Origin of the sequence: Burkholderia lata (assembly GCF_902499335.1) — a bacterium.
Lineage (GTDB): Bacteria > Pseudomonadota > Gammaproteobacteria > Burkholderiales > Burkholderiaceae > Burkholderia > Burkholderia lata_B.
Genome location: NZ_CABVQK010000008.1, coordinates 428,777 through 446,740, shown reverse-complemented (window position 1 = coordinate 446,740; position 17,964 = coordinate 428,777). Strand labels below are relative to the sequence as shown.

14 protein-coding genes are annotated in these 17,964 nt (G+C 67.8%); 4 read left to right on the top strand and 10 right to left on the bottom strand.

Translation table 11 applies throughout. The annotated features are described in order from the left end of the window. Positions 1 to 48 precede the first annotated feature (48 nt). The gene (locus BCO18175_RS22115; protein WP_174983977.1) at positions 49 to 2,229 is read right to left on the bottom strand and encodes an ornithine decarboxylase; all 2,181 of its coding nucleotides are present in this window, start codon (positions 2,227 to 2,229) and stop codon (positions 49 to 51) included. Positions 2,230 to 2,738: 509 nt separating this feature from the next. On the opposite strand from BCO18175_RS22115, the gene BCO18175_RS22110 reads away from it, so the two are divergent. Both BCO18175_RS22110 and potE read left to right on the top strand, forming a co-directional pair. Beyond that, complete coding sequence (locus BCO18175_RS22110) at positions 2,739 to 5,039, top strand: Orn/Lys/Arg decarboxylase N-terminal domain-containing protein (RefSeq protein ID WP_174983975.1); 2,301 nt, start codon at positions 2,739 to 2,741, stop codon at positions 5,037 to 5,039. A gap of 46 nt (positions 5,040 to 5,085) precedes the next feature. After that, positions 5,086 to 6,471 carry a putrescine-ornithine antiporter gene (gene potE / locus BCO18175_RS22105; protein ID WP_174983973.1) on the top strand — a complete coding sequence of 462 codons (1,386 nt, stop codon included), beginning with the start codon at positions 5,086 to 5,088 and terminating at the stop codon, positions 6,469 to 6,471. Positions 6,472 to 6,492: 21 nt separating this feature from the next. Here potE and BCO18175_RS22100 read toward each other — a convergent pair whose 3' ends face one another. Further along, entirely contained in the window at positions 6,493 to 7,401 is a 909-nt protein-coding gene (locus BCO18175_RS22100) for a LysR family transcriptional regulator (protein WP_174983971.1), read from the bottom strand. Positions 7,402 to 7,575: 174 nt separating this feature from the next. On the opposite strand from BCO18175_RS22100, the gene BCO18175_RS22095 reads away from it, so the two are divergent. Next, positions 7,576 to 8,160 carry a putative glycolipid-binding domain-containing protein gene (locus tag BCO18175_RS22095; protein ID WP_174983969.1) on the top strand — a complete coding sequence of 195 codons (585 nt, stop codon included), beginning with the start codon at positions 7,576 to 7,578 and terminating at the stop codon, positions 8,158 to 8,160. Between the two features lie 39 nt (positions 8,161 to 8,199). Here the strand turns inward: BCO18175_RS22095 and BCO18175_RS22090 are convergent, their stop codons facing one another. Then, on the bottom strand, positions 8,200 to 9,192 hold the full coding sequence (locus BCO18175_RS22090) for a sulfonate ABC transporter substrate-binding protein (protein ID WP_174983967.1): 993 nt from the start codon (positions 9,190 to 9,192) through the stop codon (positions 8,200 to 8,202). A 307-nt stretch (positions 9,193 to 9,499) separates the two neighbouring features. Beyond that, positions 9,500 to 9,907 carry a DUF427 domain-containing protein gene (locus BCO18175_RS22085; RefSeq protein WP_174970935.1) on the bottom strand — a complete coding sequence of 136 codons (408 nt, stop codon included), beginning with the start codon at positions 9,905 to 9,907 and terminating at the stop codon, positions 9,500 to 9,502. Positions 9,908 to 10,198: 291 nt separating this feature from the next. Here BCO18175_RS22085 and BCO18175_RS22080 point away from each other — a divergent pair, with 291 nt between their 5' ends. Continuing rightward, complete coding sequence (locus tag BCO18175_RS22080; RefSeq protein WP_174970937.1) at positions 10,199 to 11,860, top strand: ABC transporter substrate-binding protein; 1,662 nt, start codon at positions 10,199 to 10,201, stop codon at positions 11,858 to 11,860. A 94-nt stretch (positions 11,861 to 11,954) separates the two neighbouring features. Here BCO18175_RS22080 and BCO18175_RS22075 read toward each other — a convergent pair whose 3' ends face one another. The 6 genes from BCO18175_RS22075 to BCO18175_RS22050 all read right to left on the bottom strand — a co-directional run bounded on the left by BCO18175_RS22075 (position 11,955) and on the right by BCO18175_RS22050 (position 17,832). Next, positions 11,955 to 12,902: a TauD/TfdA dioxygenase family protein gene (locus BCO18175_RS22075; RefSeq protein WP_174970940.1), complete on the bottom strand. Its 948-nt coding sequence runs from the start codon at positions 12,900 to 12,902 to the stop codon at positions 11,955 to 11,957. A 158-nt stretch (positions 12,903 to 13,060) separates the two neighbouring features. Next, positions 13,061 to 14,014 carry a TauD/TfdA dioxygenase family protein gene (locus tag BCO18175_RS22070; protein ID WP_174983965.1) on the bottom strand — a complete coding sequence of 318 codons (954 nt, stop codon included), beginning with the start codon at positions 14,012 to 14,014 and terminating at the stop codon, positions 13,061 to 13,063. A gap of 148 nt (positions 14,015 to 14,162) precedes the next feature. After that, positions 14,163 to 15,008, bottom strand: a complete 846-nt coding sequence (locus tag BCO18175_RS22065; RefSeq protein WP_174911127.1) for an ABC transporter ATP-binding protein — start codon at positions 15,006 to 15,008, stop codon at positions 14,163 to 14,165. Between the two features lie 40 nt (positions 15,009 to 15,048). Further along, a complete protein-coding gene (locus BCO18175_RS22060) occupies positions 15,049 to 15,867 on the bottom strand; it encodes an ABC transporter permease (RefSeq protein ID WP_174983963.1) in 819 nt (272 codons plus the stop codon). Positions 15,868 to 15,906: 39 nt separating this feature from the next. Continuing rightward, positions 15,907 to 16,749: an ABC transporter permease gene (locus tag BCO18175_RS22055; RefSeq protein WP_174983961.1), complete on the bottom strand. Its 843-nt coding sequence runs from the start codon at positions 16,747 to 16,749 to the stop codon at positions 15,907 to 15,909. 15 nt (positions 16,750 to 16,764) lie between these two features. Next, on the bottom strand, positions 16,765 to 17,832 hold the full coding sequence (locus BCO18175_RS22050; protein ID WP_174983959.1) for an ABC transporter substrate-binding protein: 1,068 nt from the start codon (positions 17,830 to 17,832) through the stop codon (positions 16,765 to 16,767). Between the last annotated feature and the right edge of the window lie 132 nt (positions 17,833 to 17,964).

Sequence of the window (17,964 nt, the reverse complement as noted above, 5' to 3'; positions counted from 1 at the left end):
GATGCGCTCAGCATCGCGAGCGGCGCGTGGCCGCCCGCCAGGCCGCCGTTACGCGCGTGATGCGTCGGCGCCGGCTGCCACCACGTATGCCGAAGCCTGCTTCGTGCCGTCCGGCTGCGTTTGCAGATAGACACCCTGGATTTCCGGTTCGAAACCCGGCAGCGCGTTGATCCCGGCTTCGAGCGCGCGGAAGTAGTCGAGCGCCGGGCCGCCCCATGCTTCGCCGGGCACCACGCAGAAGATGCCGGGCGGATAGGGCAGCGCGCCTTCCGTCGCGATCCGGCCTTCGATGCGATCGAGCGTGACGAGCTCGACGTTGTTGCGGATCAGCTCGGCATTCGCGGCCTGCGGCAGCATCGCCTGCTTCGGGAACTGCGTGCGACGGAACATCAGCTTCTGCAGACGCTTCATGTCGTGGCTACGGTAGAAGTCGTGCATCCGCTGGCACAGCTGCCGCAGGCGCATGTTGCCGTATAGCTCGGGATACGCTTCGCACAGCGACGGAATGGCTTCGCGCAGCGGCGTGTCCTGGTCGAGATGGCGCTCGAACTGCGCGAGGTGCGCGACCAGATGCTGCAGCTTGCCGAAGCTCTCCGACGGCGTGAGCAGGAACAGGATCGTGTACAGGTCGGCCTTCTCGGGCACGACGCCGTGCTCGCGCAGATAGCGCGCAAGGATCGGCGCCGGGGCGCCGAACGGCGCGTATTCATGCGTGTCGCGATCGATGCCGGGTGTCGTCAGCAGCAGCTTGCACGGGTCGACGAAGTACTGGTCGTCCGCATAGCCTTCGAATCCGTGCCACGTGTCGGCCGGATGGAAGCGGAAGAAGCGCAGGTCGTCGACGATCTGCTCGGTCGGGTAGTCGGCCCACGGGCGACCGTCGACGTGCTGCGGAACGAACGGCCGGATCTGCCGGCAGGTCTTCAGCAGCAGCTTGCGCGCATCGACGCCGTGCGCGACGCAATCGCGCCACAGGCGCTTGCCGGCCGGGCCCGCATGCATCTGCGCGTTGACGTCGAGCGCCGCGAACATCGGGTAGAACGGGCTCGTCGACGCATGGATCATGTACGCGTTGTTGAAGCGCCGGTGATCGCAGAAGCGCTTCTGGCCTTCGATATGGCTGTCCTTCTTGTGGATCTGCGACGTCTGCGAGAAGCCGGCCTGCTGCTTGTGCACCGACTGCGTGACGAAGATGCCGGGATCGTCGGGGCCGAGCGTGAGCATCAGCGGCGAGCAGTCCTGCATCATCGGGATGAACTGCTCGTAGCCGACCCACGCCGAATCGAACAGGATGTAGTCGCACAGATGCCCGATCCGGTCGACGATCTCGCGCGCGTTGTAGATCGTGCCGTCGTAGGTGCCGAGCTGGATCACCGCGAGCCGGAACGGGCGCGGCCGGTCGGCGCGTTCCGGCGCGACGTCGCGGATCGCGTCGCGAATGCGCGCTTCGTCGAGCGCCGCGCTGTCGACGCCGCCGATGAGGCCCCACGCGTTGCGCGCGGTCTCGAGGTAGACCGGTCGCGCGCCCGACAGCACGAGCGCGCCGAGGTGCACCGACTTGTGGTTGTTGCGGTCGAACAGCACGAGATCGTCGGGGGCGAGCAGCGCGCTCGTGACGACCTTGTTCGACGTCGACGTGCCGTTCAGCACGAACCAGGTCTTGTCCGCGTTGTAGATCCGCGCGGCATTGCGCTGTGCTTCCAGCGCGGGGCCTTCGTGGATCAGCAGGTCGCCGAGCCGGACGTCGGCGTTGCAGAGATCGGCGCGAAAGATCGTCTCGCCGAAGAAATCGAAGAACATCCGGCCGAGCGGGTGGTTCGAGAAGAACTGGCCGCCCTGGTGGCCGGGGCAGTCGAACTCGACGTAGCCGCGCTGCACGTATTCGCGCATCACCTTGAAGAACGGCGGCAGCAGGTTCTCGCTGTAGATGTCGGCGGCGGCGGAAATCTGCCGGCCGTAGTAGTGGCGGCCGCCATGGCGGAGCTGGATCACGCCGCTCGCGCTCGGCAGGATCGACGGCGGCACTTCCTGGTTGGGCTCGACCGCGACGAAGAACGGAATCGCGAACCCGGTTCTCTCGACGGATTCAAGCACCTGTTGCGCCGAATCGATTCCGACGACGATTGCCGCGATATTCGTGAAATCGGTCTGAAATACGTCGACCTGTTCGTGCGTGGTGAGGAAGGCGCCAATCAGCGCCGGCTCGACTGCGATTTTCAACAGGCTCACGCGACTCTCCCGTAAATGTGCGGAAAACGAGAGCCGCATTCGCACGGGCGCATAATCCGCGTAATCCGACACGCGCTGCAGCCGATTGAAACGCTCCCGCGAATGCTGAATGCCGAACGGCGCGCCGCACGAAGAAGCCTTGCGCGGCGAGGCGCAGCCGCCATCGGTCAATGCACGGCGCAGCCGATCGTAGCAACAAAACCGGGCGAATTCAATCGACCGGAATCGTCAATCCGATTGGTAGGCGAAACCGATCTAATAATCGGAAATCGGCGTGCTGCAATGCACATCAAAATGAACCGATCGTGAAATGCGATTTGAAAACGGTCGACCGTTTCACCGAATCGTCTGCTTTTCATCAAAAGGCATCTATGGCATAGTCGGCACCGAATTGGATGGCGAATCAAACCGGATTTGCGTGCGTCTCACGCCGCCGCCCGTGGCCTGCTGTCCGCGTGCTCGTGAGACGCATCACCCCAACGAAGCATCGGAACAACGAGGGCAACAACATGAATACGTCCGTCGGTGGTATTCGTCGTCTCGGCATGCGCGCACTGTTGGTCGACGACGAAATCGCGCAGGAAACCGCGACCGGGCGTGCGGTTCGCACGCTGAGCGCGGAACTCGCGCAGCGCGACATCGACGTGCTCACGGCAACCTCGGCCGACGATGCGATCATGCTGATCCGTTCCGATCCGTCGATCCAGTGCGTGCTGCTCGACTGGGATCTCGGCGTGGACGGCCACGGGCCGTCCGAGGCCGTGGTCGACGCGATCCGGCATCGCAACGGCAACGTGCCGATCTTCCTGCTGGCCGACCGCAGCGTCGCATCGACGGTGCCGTCCGCGGTGATGGGCCAGGTCGACGATTTCGTGTGGCTGCTCGAAGATACGGCCGACTTCATCGGCGGGCGCATCCATGCGGCAATCGAACGCTATCGCGCCACCGTGCTTCCGCCGATGTTCGGCGCACTCGCGAAATTCTCGCGCGTCTACGAATACTCATGGCATACGCCCGGCCACACGGGCGGCACGGGCTTCCTGAAATCGCCGGTCGGCCGCGCGTTCTTCGAATACTTCGGCGAAGCGCTGTTCCGTTCCGACCTGTCGATCTCGGTCGGTGAGCTCGGTTCGCTGCTCGACCACTCGGGCCCGATCGGCGAAAGCGAGCGTTACGCGGCGCGCGTGTTCGGCGCGCATCGCACGTATCACGTGACGAACGGCTCGTCGACGTCGAACCGCATCATCCTGATGGCGAGCGTGAGCCGCGACCAGATCGCGCTGTGCGACCGCAATTGCCACAAGTCGGCCGAACACGCGATGACGATGTCGGGCGCGATCCCGACCTACCTCGTGCCGACGCGCAACCGCTACGGGATCATCGGGCCGATCGCGTCGGAGCGCCTCACGCAGGCGGCGGTCCGTGAGGCGATCGCGTCGAACCCGCTCACGGCCGGGCTCGCCGACCGCCAGCCAAAGCATGCGATCGTCACCAACTCGACGTACGACGGCCTGTGCTACAACGTCGCGCGCGTCGAGGAGCTGCTCGGCGCGAGCGTCGACCGGCTGCATTTCGACGAAGCCTGGTACGGCTATGCACGTTTCAATCCGATCTACCGCGATCGCCATGCGATGCACGGCGACCCGCGCGACCATCGTGCGGACCGCCCGACGGTGTTCGCGACGCAGTCGACGCACAAGCTGCTGACCGCGCTGTCGCAGGCGTCTTACATCCACGTGCGCGACGGCCGCAACCCGATTCCACATGGCCAGTTCAACGAAACGTTCATGATGCACGCGTCGACGTCGCCGAACTACGCGATCATCGCGTCGAACGACGTCGCGGCCGCGATGATGGACGGCCCCGGCGGCGCGGCGCTCACGCACGAGTCGATCGAGGAGGCCGTCGCGTTCCGGCAGATGATTGCGCGGATGAACGCCGAGTTCGGCGCGAAGGGCGACTGGTTCTTCGAATGCTGGCAGCCCGACACCGTGCTCGAGACGCGCACGGGCCGCACGCTGCCGTTCCACGATGCGCCGCCCGAGCTGCTCGCGAGCGACCCGTCGTGCTGGGTGCTGCGCCCCGGCGCGCAATGGCACGGCTTCGGCAATATCGAGGACGGCTACTGCATGCTCGATCCGATCAAGGTGTCGATCGTCACGCCGGGCGTCGCGCCGGCCGGCGGGCTGATGCCGGTCGGCATTCCGGCGAGCGTCGTGACCGCGTATCTCGATGCGCGCGGGATCGTCGTCGAGAAGACGACCGACTTCACGATCCTGTTCCTGTTCTCGATCGGCATCACGAAGGGCAAGTGGGGCTCGCTCGTCAGCGCGCTGTGCGACTTCAAGCGCGACTACGATGCGAACCTGCCGCTCGACATGGCGATTCCGTCGCTCGTGAAGGAGCATCGCTCGCGCTATGCGGGCATGGGGCTGAAGGACCTGGCCGACACGATGTTCGCGGCGATGGAGCAGCTCGGTACGACGCGATTGATGTCGGAAGCGTTCTCGATCCTGCCGAAGCCGGAGATGAGCCCGGTGCGCGCGTACGAGCATCTGGTGCAGGGCCGCGTCGAGCAGGTCACGCTCGAGGAGCTGGCCGGGCGCACGGTCGCCACCGGCGTCGTGCCGTATCCGCCGGGCATTCCGCTGCTGATGCCGGGCGAGAACGCGGGGCCGGCGGACGGCCCGGTGCTCGGCTACCTGAAGGCGCTCGAAGCGTACGACCGGCGCTTCCCGGGCTTCGCGCACGACACGCACGGCGTGGAAGTCGAGGACGGCACGTACCGCGTTTACTGCCTGACGGCCTGAACGAGCGACCGGCCGCGCGACGGCCTCACATCGAAGGATCGACATCATGGAAAACGCAGCGAGCATGTCCGGCGCGGCCACCGCGGCCGCGCCGAAGAACCGGATGAACGTCTGGCAGCTGACCATCCTCACGGCGGTCAACATGATGGGCTCGGGCATCATCCTGCTGCCGTCGAAGCTCGCGCAGGTCGGCACGATCTCGCTGCTGTCGTGGATCGTCACGGCCGGCGGCTCGCTCGCGCTGGCCTATGCGTTCGCGCGCTGCGGGATGCTGAGCCGCAAGCCGGGCGGGATGGGCGGCTATGCGGAATACGCATTCGGCAAGGCCGGCAACTACATGGCGAACTACACGTACGGGCTGTCGCTCGTGATCGCCAACGTCGCGATCGGCGTCACGGCGGTCGGCTACGGCACCGTGCTGTTCGACGCGACGCTGTCGCCGCTGCAGACCGGCCTGTGGACGATCTTCCTGCTCGTGCTGACGACGGTCGCGAACTTCGGCGGCTCGCGCATCACCGGCCGGATCGGCGCGGTGACGGTGTGGGGCGTGATCATTCCGGTCGTCGTCGTGTCGCTGATCGGCTGGTTCTGGTTCAGCGGCGCGACCTGGGGCGCCGCGTGGAACCCGAACAACATACCGTTCGGGCCGGCCGTCGGCAGCTCGATCGCGGTGACGCTGTGGGCGTTCCTCGGGCTCGAATCGGCGTGCGCGAACTCGGATGCCGTCGAGAATCCGGAGCGCAACGTGCCGATCGCCGTGCTGGGCGGCACGATCGCGTCGGCAATCTTCTACATCGTGTCGACCAACGTGATCGCGGGGATCGTGCCCAACGCGATCCTCGCGAAGTCGAACGCGCCGTTCGGCATCGCATTCGCGACGATGTTCACGCCGACGGTCGGCACGATCGTCACCGCGCTGATGGTGATTGCGTGCATCGGCTCGCTGCTCGGCTGGCAGTTCACGGTCGCGCAGGTGTTCAAGAGTTCGGCGGATGTCGGCTACTTCCTGCCGGTGTTCGCGCGTGCGACGCGCACCGGCACGCCGATCGTCGGGATGGTGATCCTGCTGGTCGCGCAGGTCGCGCTGGCGCTGATGACGATCAGCCCGGAACTGAGCAGCCAGTTCCAGAAGATCGTCGATCTGGCGGTCGTCACGAACCTCGTGCCCTACGTGATGTCGATGGCCGCGTTGATCACGATCCAGAAGGTCGCGAAGGTGCCGCCGGCCAAGGCGCTGCTGACCAACGCGATCGCGATGGTGGCCACCGCGTACAGCTTCTATGCGCTGTTCAGCTCGGGCGAGCAGGCGCTGATGCTCGGCGGCCTGTGCGTGTTCCTGGGCTGGACGCTGTTCGGCTTCGTCAGCGCGCGCTTCTACCAGATGGAAGTCGACGCGCACGTGAAGGAGCCGGGGAAGTCGCTGCAGGCGTGACGGGGGCGGCGGTCGCCGCCGTTATCGGGCAGCGCGGGCCAGCAGCGGCGGGATGTCCTGCTTCAGCAGGTCGACGACGGCCCGCACGCGCGGCGGCAGCGGCCGTTGCGCGTGCACGAGCACGTTGAGCGCGAAGTCGGGAATCGCGTACCGCGGCAGGAGCTCGACGAGCGTGCCGGCCTCGAGCGCCTCGGCGCAGGCCGGCTGCTGGACCACGCCGATGCCGCCGCCGGCCACGATCGTGTCGAACATCGGGCGCCAGTGGCTCGTCGTCATGATCGTGCGGATGCGCGCGTATTCGAGCGCGTCGCCTGCGCGCTGCAGCGGCAGCCGTTCGCTGGCGAAGACGCCTTTCACGCGGATGAACGGATGGTTCGCGAGATCGGCCGCCGTGTCGATCGGGCCATGCCGCTCGAGATACGACGGCGCGGCGACGAGCCGGCGGCCGACCGCGCCGACCGGATGCGCGACGAACCCGCCGTCGCCGAGCTGTCCGACGCGGATCGAGATGTCGACACCTTCCGTGACGGGATCGACGATGTCGTCGTTCAGGACCAGGTCGATGTGCAGATTCGGATACGCGGTGCGGACATGCATCAGCACGCCCGGCAGCACGATCTCGCCGAAGCATTGCGGCGCCGCGAGCCGGATCGTGCCGTCGAGCGCGTTTTCCGTCTTCGACACCGATGCGACCGCATCGTCGGCCGCTTCGAGCAGTTCCTTGCTGCGTTCGTAGAAGATCCGGCCTTCTTCCGTGCACGCGAGGGTGCGCGCACTGCGCAACAGGAGCCGTGTGCCGAGATGTTTCTCGAGCCGCTCGATGCGCTCGCTGACGGCCGGCTGGCCCATGTCGAGATCCCGCGCCGCGCCGGACATCGTCCCGCGCTCGACGACCCTGACGTAGATGCGCATCGTCGCCAGCAAATCCATGAAGTCGCGCCCCTTGTCCGGTTCCGGTTGATGCCGATCGACGGATGGTACCAAAGCAGGGCAGCCCGAAGGTGCGCGTTGAACCGATACTGACCATCGGTTGCCGGAGTCGCGTGTGTTCGCCGGAGCGATGAGTGACAATTCGCTTCCGTGCGATCGAATGGAGACGATGACATGACGCAACAGGATGAAGCGGTGCGCACGCGCTGCGTCGCATGGCAGATCGTGCAGACGTGGCAGGCGGCCGAATGGTGCCGGCTCGTCGAGTCGCGATCCGGAATCGACCTGTCGGGTTCGGTGTCGGGCGCGATCGACGGCTCGCCGTTTCGCATCGATTATGCGATCGCATGCGGCGCCGACTGGCTCACGCGCTCGGCACGCATCACGCAGTGGGGCGGCACGCAGCCGCCGCGGCAGTGGGATATCGCGTGCGAAGCAGGGCGATGGACGATCGATGGCGTGGACGTACCGGCGCTCGCGGGCGCGACCGATATCGATCTCGGCTTCAGCCCATCGACGAATACGTTGCCGATCCGCCGGCTCGGACTGGCCGTCGGCGAGGCGGCGGTGATTCATACCGCGTGGCTGCGCTTTCCGGATTTCGCGTTCGTGCGCGGCGAGCAGCGCTATACGCGTACGGCGGAGCACGTGTACCGCTACGAAAGCGGCACGTATGCGGCCGATGTCGCAGTTGACGAAGCGGGCCTCGTCACCGACTACGACGAATGGCGGCGCGTCGGCGCGGCACCCGTGTGCTGATGCACGCGTACCGCGCCGTGCGTCGGTCGCGGCGGTGCGTCAGCGTGCGCTCGCGACCGACAGCTTGCCCGGAATCAGCTTCAGCGCGCTGAACGTGTCGGCGATGTTCTGCTGATAGGCGAGCGTCGCGTCGCTGATCGGCTGCACGCCGTAGCCCGCGCGCTTGAGCGCGACTTCGAGCGTCGGCGCGTCGAGGCCGACGAGCGGCGACAGTTGCGTGGCGACTTCCGGCACATGGTCGCGCGCCCAGCGGTCGACCGCGTCGACTTCTTCGAGCAGCGCGCGCACCACCTGCGGGTGAGCGGACGCGTATTTGCGCGCGGCAAGGTAGTACTGCGTATTGCGCACGAGCCCTTCGCCGTTCGCGATCACGCGCGCGCCGATCTGCCGCTCGGCGGCGGCCAGGTACGGATCCCAGATCACCCATGCATCGACGTTGCGCTGCACGAACGCGGCGCGCGCGTCGGCGGGCGTCAGGTAGATCGGCTGGATGTCGGCATACGTGAGGCCCGCGTGTTCGAGCGCCTTCACCAGCAGGAAGTGGACGTTCGAACCCTTGTTGAATGCGACCTTCTTGCCGCGCAGCTGCGCGACGTTGCGGATCGGCGAATCGGGCAGCACGACGATCGCCTCGCCCTGCGGCGCGGGCGGCTCGTTGCCGATGTAGACGAAATCGACGCCGCCCGCCTGCGCGAAGATCGGCGGCGTTTCGCCAACCGTGCCGACGTCGATCGCGCCGGCGTTCAGGCCCTCGAGCAATTGCGGGCCGGCCGGAAATTCGAGCCATTGCACGGTGACGCCCTGGCTCGCGAGCCGCTTCTCCAGCGTGCCGCGCGCCTTGAGCACGACGAAGTTGCCGTATTTCTGGAAACCGACGCGCAGCCGCGTGCCGCTGTCTTGCGCGTGCGCGGGCAGGCCCGCGAGCGGGCCGAGCGCGAGCCCGGCCAGCCCGGCGGCCGCGCCTTGCAGCCACTGGCGGCGATGCGGGTTCGCCGGTGTCGGTTCAACGTCTGCGTGCGGTGTGTCGTTCATCGAGGCGTCCTGCGTGCGAAGGAGCGGGCCGCGCGCGAAAGGCGCGCGGTCGGCGCAGGGCGGGGCCGGATGCGGGCGCTGCACGCCACGGGCCGGCCCGCGCCGGACTCGTGACGATACGTCCGCGTGCGCCGGCGGCCAACCAACGAATGCGCATATGCAAATCAGCGGCGGACCCGGTGGCGTCGGTCGGGTCGGTGGCGAGCACACGAACCGCCGGACCGAGCCGGCAGGGCGGGCAGGGCAGGCGAAATCGCTGCGTCGCTCGCGCAGCCGCCCGGCGTCAGACGCACGGCTGCCGCGACGCTCAATCTGAGCCGGCCGGGCTTTCCTCGATCGAATCGACGCGATCCGGATAGAACGCGAGGTGCCCGCGGATCGCATCGACGGCCGGATACGGCGCCTCGTAGGTCCAGACGGCGTTGGCCGCACGCGCGCCGCCGGCCGGGATCGAGTAGTACGCGCAGTCGCCCTTGTACGGGCAATAGGTCGAATGATCGGTGCGCTGCAGGAGCGACATGTCGGCGTCCTCGCGCGGGATGTAGAGCACGGCCGGATAGCTGGCTTCGCGCAGCGCAAGCGCGCGGCGCGTATCGGCGACGACCTTGCCGGCCACCTTGACCACGACGCGCCGCGGATGCGGTTCGACCGTGATCGGATGATCGGGGCCCGGCGATTTCACGGGACGAGAAGACGTATCGGGGCGGATCGACATCGTGTATGTCCTCCAGGAAACGGCGGCGCGACGGTGCCGGGCGGATCCCGGCGCGCCCGTGCCGGCGTGTGCCAGCCGCTACGATGCGCCATTTCGGGAGAGTCTGCAGGGGGCCGGAAGGCGGCGGCGCGAGAAGGCCGCCCGGCGCTCGCATGGACGTTTTCATGCACGGGCAGCGGGATGCATCCACGGCGATAAGCAACGCGAAATTAATTGGTAAGCGATCGGCGGGATGCGCGCGAAGATCGGCCGTCGTCATTCGCATGACAGCCCTCTCTCATCTCCGCCACCATGAAGAACGCTTTCGTTTCGCCCGCTGCGCGTCGTGCGCGTGGCATCCCCCATGCCGCGACGGCCCTGCGCTGCATCGCGGCGTCGCTGCTGCTCGCCGGCGCGGCCACACAGGCGCTCGCCGCACCGTCCGGCAAGACGCTCGTGTATTGCACCGAAGGCAGCCCGGCCGGCTTCGATCCGGGCCAGCACACGACGAGCACCGATTTCGACGCGAGCACGTACACGGTCTACAACGGGCTCGTGCAGTTCAAGCGCGGCACGCTCGATCTCGAGCCGTCGCTCGCGACGAGCTGGGACGTGTCGCCCGACCAGCGCACGATCACGTTCCACCTGCGGCGTGGCGTGAAATTCCAGACCACCGCGTGGTTCACGCCGACGCGGCCGTTCCAGGCCGACGACGTCGTCTTCACGTTCCGCCGGATGCTCGATCCGGACGATCCGTTCCGCAAGGCCTATCCGGTCAGCTTCCCGTATTTCAGCGACCTCGGTTTCGACCGCAACGTCGAGCGCATCGACAAGGTCGACGACTACACGGTGCGCTTCGTGCTGAAGACGCCGGACGTCGTGTTCGTGCGCAATCTCGCGATGGCGTTCGCGTCGATCCTGTCGGCCGAGTATGCGTCGCAGCTCACGGCACGCCATCGCGAAGCCGACATCAATCAGTTCCCGGTCGGCACGGGGCCGTTCCTGCTGCGCACGTACCAGAAGGATGCGCTGATCCGCTACGACGCGAACCCCGACTACTGGAAGCCGGACGACGTGAAGCTCTCGCGTCTCGTGTTCGCAATCACGCCCGATCCGGCCGCGCGCCTGCAGAAGCTGGTGGCCGGCGAATGCCAGATATCGGTGTTCCCGCGGCCTGCCGACCTCGACACGGTGCGGCGCGACCCGAAGCTGACGCTGTTCTCGGGGATGGGCTTCAACGTCGGCTTCGTCGCGTACAACACGCAGCATGCGCCGCTCGATCGCGTCGACGTGCGCCGCGCGCTCGACATCGCGATCGACAAGTCGGCGATCGTGAAGACCGTGTTCAACGGCGACGCGAAGATCGCGACGAACCCGATGCCGCCGTCGCAATGGTCATATAACCCGCGCCTGAAGGATGCGCCGCGCGATCCGGCGGCCGCGAAGGCGCTGCTCGCGCAGGCCGGGTTCCCGAACGGCTTCGACCTGACGCTGTGGGCGATGCCGGTGCAGCGCCCGTACAACCCGAATGCGCAGTTGATGGCGCAGCTGATCCAGCAGGACTGGGCGAAGATCGGCGTGCGCGCGAAGATCGTCAGCTACGAGTGGGGCGAATACAACCGCCGCGCGAAGCACGACGGGCAGCACGACGCGATCCTGTACGGCTGGTCGGGCGACAACGGCGACCCCGACAACTGGCTCGGCACGCTGCTCGGTTGCGACGCGGTGCACGGCAGCAATCTCGCGAAATGGTGCAACCAGGATTTCGAGAAGCTGGTGGACGCGGCGCGTTCCAATGCGGACGTCGCGAAGCGCACGGCGCTGTACGAGCAGGCGCAGGTCGTGTTCAAGGACCAGGTGCCGTTCACGCCGATCGCGACGTCGATCGTGTCGCTGCCGGTGTCCAAGCGCGTGCACGGGCTGACGTTCTCGCCGCTCGGCGGGCACCGCTTCGACGGGGTGTGGCTGGATTGACGGGAGGGCCGCGCGGACGGTGCTTTCGTCCGCGTGGCGTGACGGCGGGAAAGGCCGGCGCGATGCAGTGCGCGCCGGCTGCCGTCAGTGCAGTTCAGTTGAGCGCGACCGCCGCCGCGGCTTCGACCGGCGAGCCTTCGAGCGCGACCGACGGCCGGCCGTCGGGGCCGACCGGCACGTCGCCGGTGAGCGTCGTGCGATAGAGCTGGCGGTCGAAGTCGAGATCGAAGATGTCGACGGGCGCGAGGTGGGCGGTCGCACGGTTGTCCCAGAACGCGATGCTGCGCGGTTCCCACTTGAAGCGGATCGTGAATTCCGGCCGCGTCACGTGTTCCCACAGCAGTTCGAGCAATGCCTGGCTCTCGCGCGGCGTCAGCCCGACGATCGATTTCAGGAAGCTCGGGCTCACGTACAGCGCGCGTTCGCCAGTCTCCGGATGCACGCGCACGAGCGGATGCTCGGTCACGAGCGGGCGGCGTTCGACCGCCTCGTCGAACGCGCCGGTGGCACGCGCACCGGCCGGCGGCGTGAAGCGATGAATGCCGCGCAGGCCGTCGACGAAGCCGCGCAGCGGCGCGGACAGTGTCTCGTACGCCCGCACGAGGTTCGTCCAGTGCGTGTCGCCGCCGTATGGCGGGATCGTTACGCCGCGCAGGATCGACGCCCACGGCGGGTTCACGGCGGCCGTCACGTCGGTGTGCCAGCCGGTCCACGGCCGGCGCACCGGCTCGCCTTCGAAGCGGGTCGCCTTGCGATGCTTCGCGACCGAGTACACGGCCGGATGCCCGTCGACGTGCCCGAACACCGGGTGGCCGACCGTCGGCTCGCCGAACTGCGCGGAGAACGCGACATGCTGTTCGTGCGTGAGGAACTGCTCGCGGAAGAAGATGACGCGCCATTTCAGCAGTGCGGCGCGGATCGCCGAGATCTGCGGCGTGGTCAACGGTTGCGTGAGGTCGACGCCGCGGATTTCCGCACCGATGTGGGCGGACAGCGGGATCACGTCGACCGGCTGGGCGGCGGGTTCGAGTAGGGCGCTCATGCGACGCTCCTGGCGGAAGTGAACGGGGCGGAGGGCCGACATCGTTGCGCGTGTGCGCGTCGGCCCGGTGGCGGGGAGTGCATGGTCGGTGTCCGGTGGCGGAAAGCGGAGCGGGCGCGGCGGCGCGCACGGAGCGCCGCCGCCGTGGTGCACGCGCGTTATTGCAGCGTCGCGCCCGGCCCCTTCAGCAGGACGCTCTGGCGGCCGTCGATGCCGGCCGGCACGTCGCCGTGCACGGTCGCGCGGCGCACGACGCGGCGCGCATCGCCGTAGTCGTTGATCGCGTAGTGCTGCGTCGCGCGGTTGTCCCAGATCGCGACGTCGCCTTCCTGCCAGTTCCAGCGCACGGTGTTCTCGAGGCGCGTCACGTGTTCGTGGAACACCTGCAGCAGGTGCGCGGAATCCTGCGCCGACAGCCCCTTGAGCCGCTGCACGAAATGCCCGAGCACGAGCGTGCGTTCGCCGGTTTCCGGATGGACGCGCACGACCGGGTGCTCGGTTTCGTAGACGGTCGACGTGAACACTTCGCGGTAGCGCTTCAGTTGCGCATCGTCGGCATGCACGTGGGTCGACGCGTAGTCGTACGCGTTCGTATGCAGTGCCCACAGCGTGTCGGCGAGCGCGCGCAGCGGGTCGGGCAGGTTCGTGTACGCGGCGGCCGTGTTGGCCCACACGGTGTCGCCGCCGAACGGCGGAATCACGACGGCGCGCAGGATCGAGATCTTCGGGTACGCATCGACGAAAGTCACGTCGGTGTGCCACGAATTGGCGCGCGCGCCGTGCGCGGAATCGAGTTCGAGCAGATGCGCGCTGCCGTCGGCGGACGGCACGGTCGGGTGCGCGACGATATTGCCGAAGCGGCGCGCGAATGCTTCCTGCGCGGTGTCGTCGAGATGTTGCTGGCCACGGAAGAACAGCACCTTGTGGCGCAGCAGCGCGGCCTGGATCGCGTCGAATGTCGCGTCGTCGAGCGTGCCCGACAGCCGCACGCCGGCGATCTCGGCGCCGATCCTGCCGGCGACCTGGCGAAGCTGGAGCGGGGCGGCGGCCGTGCGCGGCGCGGCGTGCGAAGCATGCGAAGACGGATGAGCGGCGTGCTGGACTTCGGACATCGGGAATCTCCTGGAGTCGGATCGGTCGAGTCTCCATTCAAGCAGGGACCGCGCGGAACCGGAACCGATGAATCGTCACAACCTTAGCGTGTGCGCAGCGATGATCGATATGCGTCGTCATGCTGAGCAATGTGCCGCGTCGTGCGAGCTACCACGCCAGCCGCCATTCGCCGATCCGGTGCGGGCGGGGCGTGTCGATCCGCTTGCCGCCCGGGCGATCGTCGCCCGGCGGGTCGCTGTCGTCGAAATCGGCGAGCACGGTGTCGCGCAGCCGCGCGAATTCCGGCGAATCGCGCCGGCGCGGGCGCGGCAATGCGACATCGACGATGCGTTCGATGCGGCCCGGGCGCGGCGCCATCGTCACGACGCGGTCGCCGAGATACACGGCTTCGTCGACGTCGTGCGTGACGAGGATCATCGTGATGCGCTCCTGTTCCCAGATGCGCAGCAGTTCGTTCTGCATCCGCGCACGGGTCTGCGCGTCGAGCGCGCCGAACGGCTCGTCGAGCAGCAGCACGCGCGGGCGGTTCACGAGGCCGCGCGCGATCGCGACGCGCTGCGCCATCCCGCCCGACAACTGGTTCGGATACGCGTGCTCGAAGCCGTTCAGCCCGACGAGCGCGATGTGATCCGCGACCGCGCGTCGCTTCGCGGCCGCGTCGAGCGGCGCGTTGCGCAGTGCGGCCTCGATGTTCTGCGCGACGGTTAGCCAAGGGAACAGCCGGTGATCCTGGAACACGATCCCGCGCTGCAGCGACGTGTCGCGCACGCGCTCGGCACCGGCCCGGATCTCGCCCGAGTAGTCGGCATCGAGCCCGGCGATCAGCCGCAGCAGCGTCGACTTGCCGCAACCGCTCGCGCCGACGATCGTCACAAATTCGCCGGCGCGCACGTGCAGCGACACGTCGTCGAGGACGGCGAGCGCGGCGCCGCGTTGCGCGTAGTGCTTGCTCACGTGGAGGATGTCGAGCGAATCGGAGGCGAGGGTCGTCATGGCGGTGCGAGGAAGGTGTGGCGGGGGAGGGAAAGGGCGATCAGCGCGGCAGGTCGCCGCGCCGGGCCAGCACCTTGCGTTCGATCGCACGCGCGACCGCGTTCAGGGCCCAGCCGGTCACGCCGACGACGATGATCCCGAACAGCACGAGATCCATCCGGAACTGCTCGCTGCCGTCGATCAGCGTGTTGCCGATGCCGCTGCCGGCGACCAGCAGGTATTCGGCGCCGAGCGTTGCGAGCCACGAATAGATCAGCCCGAGATACAGCCCGGTGAAGATCGACGGCAGCGCGGCCGGCAGGATCACGTAGCGCACGAGCTGGAGCCGCGAGTAGCGCAGCGCGCGGGCGACGTCGACATACGCGCGCGGCACCGCGTGAATGCCGTCGCAGGTGTGCGCGGCGACGGGCAGCAGCGCGGCGAGCGACAGGAACACGACCTTGGCGACGTCGCCGAGGCCGAACCACACGGAAATCAGCGGAATCCATGCGAACAGCGAGATCTGCTTGAACGTGTCGAAGCTCGGGCCGACCATCCGCGCCGCGACGCGCGACAGCCCGAGCGCGGCGCCGAGCAGCAGCCCGCCCGTCGCACCGAGCGCGAAACCGCAGGCTTCACGCGCGAGCGACGCGGACAGCGCGCGGCCGAGTGCGCCGCTCGTGGCCTGCGCCCACGCGGTACGCAGCACGTCGCCCGGGCCGACCAGCAGCCCGCTGCTCACGAGGTGCGCGGAAGCGATCGCCCACCACAGCGCGAACGCGACGAGCGGCAGCACGAAGCCGCGCCAGTCGGGCGCATGCAGGCGGCGGGCGGCCGTGGCGGCCGGCGAGGTAGCGTCCGGCGAGGCGGAATGCGTCACGGGTGAATCTCCTTCGATTGCGCGGGCAGGGGCGGCGGTTCAGCCGCGGAACGCGGACGGCACGCCGCGGCGCAAGCGCGCTTCGAGCGCATCGAGCAGCCGGTTGATCAGCAGGCCGACCGCCCCGACGACGATCACGGCCGCCATCACGAGGTCGAGCTGGAACAGTTGCCGCCCGTACACGATCAGGTAGCCGAGCCCTTCGGACGATGCGACGAGCTCGACGACGACGAGCGCGAGCCACGACTTCGTGAACGCGAGCCGCACGCCGGTCGCGAGCGTCGGGATCGCGGCGGGCAGCACGACGTGCACGATGCGTTGCCGGCGCGTGTAGCCGAATACGCGTGCGACTTCGTCGAGCGCGGGCGGGGTCTGGCGAAACCCTTGCAACGCGCTCAGCGTGACGGGGACGAGCGCCGCATGCGCGATCAGCAGGTACTTGAGCGGTTCGCCGACGCCGACGAGCAGCAGCAGGAACGGCAGCCAGCCGAGCACCGGAATCTGCACGAGCGCGTTGAAGCTCGGCAGCACGTAGGCTTCGAGCGTGCGCGACAGGCCGATCGCGACGCCGGTCGCGAAACCGAGCAGCGTGCCGGCGGCGAACCCGACCAGCACGCGCTGCAGGCTGATCAGCGTGTGGCGCACGAGATCGCCGCTCGTCGCGAGATCCGCGAGCGCGTCGAACACGCGTTCGGGCGGCGGGAGGATCTGCGGCGCGATCCAGCCACGCGCGCTGCCGACGCTCCACAGCGCGAACAGCAACGCAGGCAGCAGCCACGGCGCGAGCCGCCACGACCACCGTTTCACGCCCGCCGCACGGTGCGGCGGTACGGCGAGCGCATGGCGCCCGGATGACGGGATGGAAAAGGTGGTGTCGCTCATCGGGGCGGGTCCGGGTCAGGAAAGGGGCTTGCCGGCCGCGTCGTAGCGTTGCCAGTGGCTTTCGAGCTTCAGCGTGCGCAGCGCATTGTCGAGATACTTCGGCTCGAACCAGCCATCGACGTCGACCGGCTGGCGGATCAGCTTCAGCGCCAGCGCGTCCTGCGCGACGGACTTGTAGCGTGCGACGACGAACGGATCGATCAACGGCGACAAGCGATCCTTCAGGCGCTGGTTCGCATAGTCGGCCTGCCACGACGAAACCGGCACGCCGCTTTTTGCCCACAGCTTGAACAGCGCATCGCGGTTCGCTTCATCGGACGACCATTGCGCGCCCTTCACGAGCGCGTTGACGACGCGCTGCACGATGTCCGGATGCGCGTGCTCGAAATCGTCGAGCACGAGCAGGTGGGTCTGGCGCGTGAGTTGCGGGCCGTCGTTCTGCGATTCGTAGATGATCTTCGCGAGCCCCGCGTCGCGCAGCTTGTACAGCTGGTAGTCGCCCACCGACGCGTCGATGCCTTTCGACGCGAGCGCGGCGAGCGAGCTCGCGGAGTCAAGGTTGATCACGCGCAGGTCGCGTTCGCCGAGGCCGTTTTTCGCGAGCGCGTTGTCGGCGACGAGCTGCAGGTTCGTGCCGCGAAAGATCGATACGCGGCGGTCCTTCAGGTCCTTGATCGAGCGGATGGTGGAGTCGGGCGGCACCGCGATCTTGACGCCCGAGCGCACGCTCGCGGCGAGCAGCAGGCGCGTCTTGATCCCGTTCGCCCGCGCGAGCACGGCGGGCAGGTCGCCCTGGTACGCGAAGTCGAGCGCCTTGTTGGCGATCGCCTCGTTGACGGCCGGCCCCGCGCCCTTGAAGAACAGCCATTGCACCTTGATGCCGTCGGCCGCGAACTCCTTTTCGACCAGTTGCTGAAGTTGCGCGGTGGCGGCGCTCGATCCGCCGAACGTCGGCGGATCGCCGGCGCCTTGCTGGGCGACGCCGATGCGGATGGTGGCGGGCTTGTCGGCGTGCGCGGCGGCGGCCGGCAACGCAAAGACGGATGCGATCAGCAGCGATCGAAGCAGGCGCAGTGGAAGCATGAATCGATGATCCGGAACGTTGGGGAGCGAGGCCGGGCCGTAGCCCGTCGGCGCATTCTCGATGACGGGCCGGGGCCGGACAAGAAACGATTTGAACTATGCTTATCGCCGCTTTGCGGGTTGCCGCGCCGG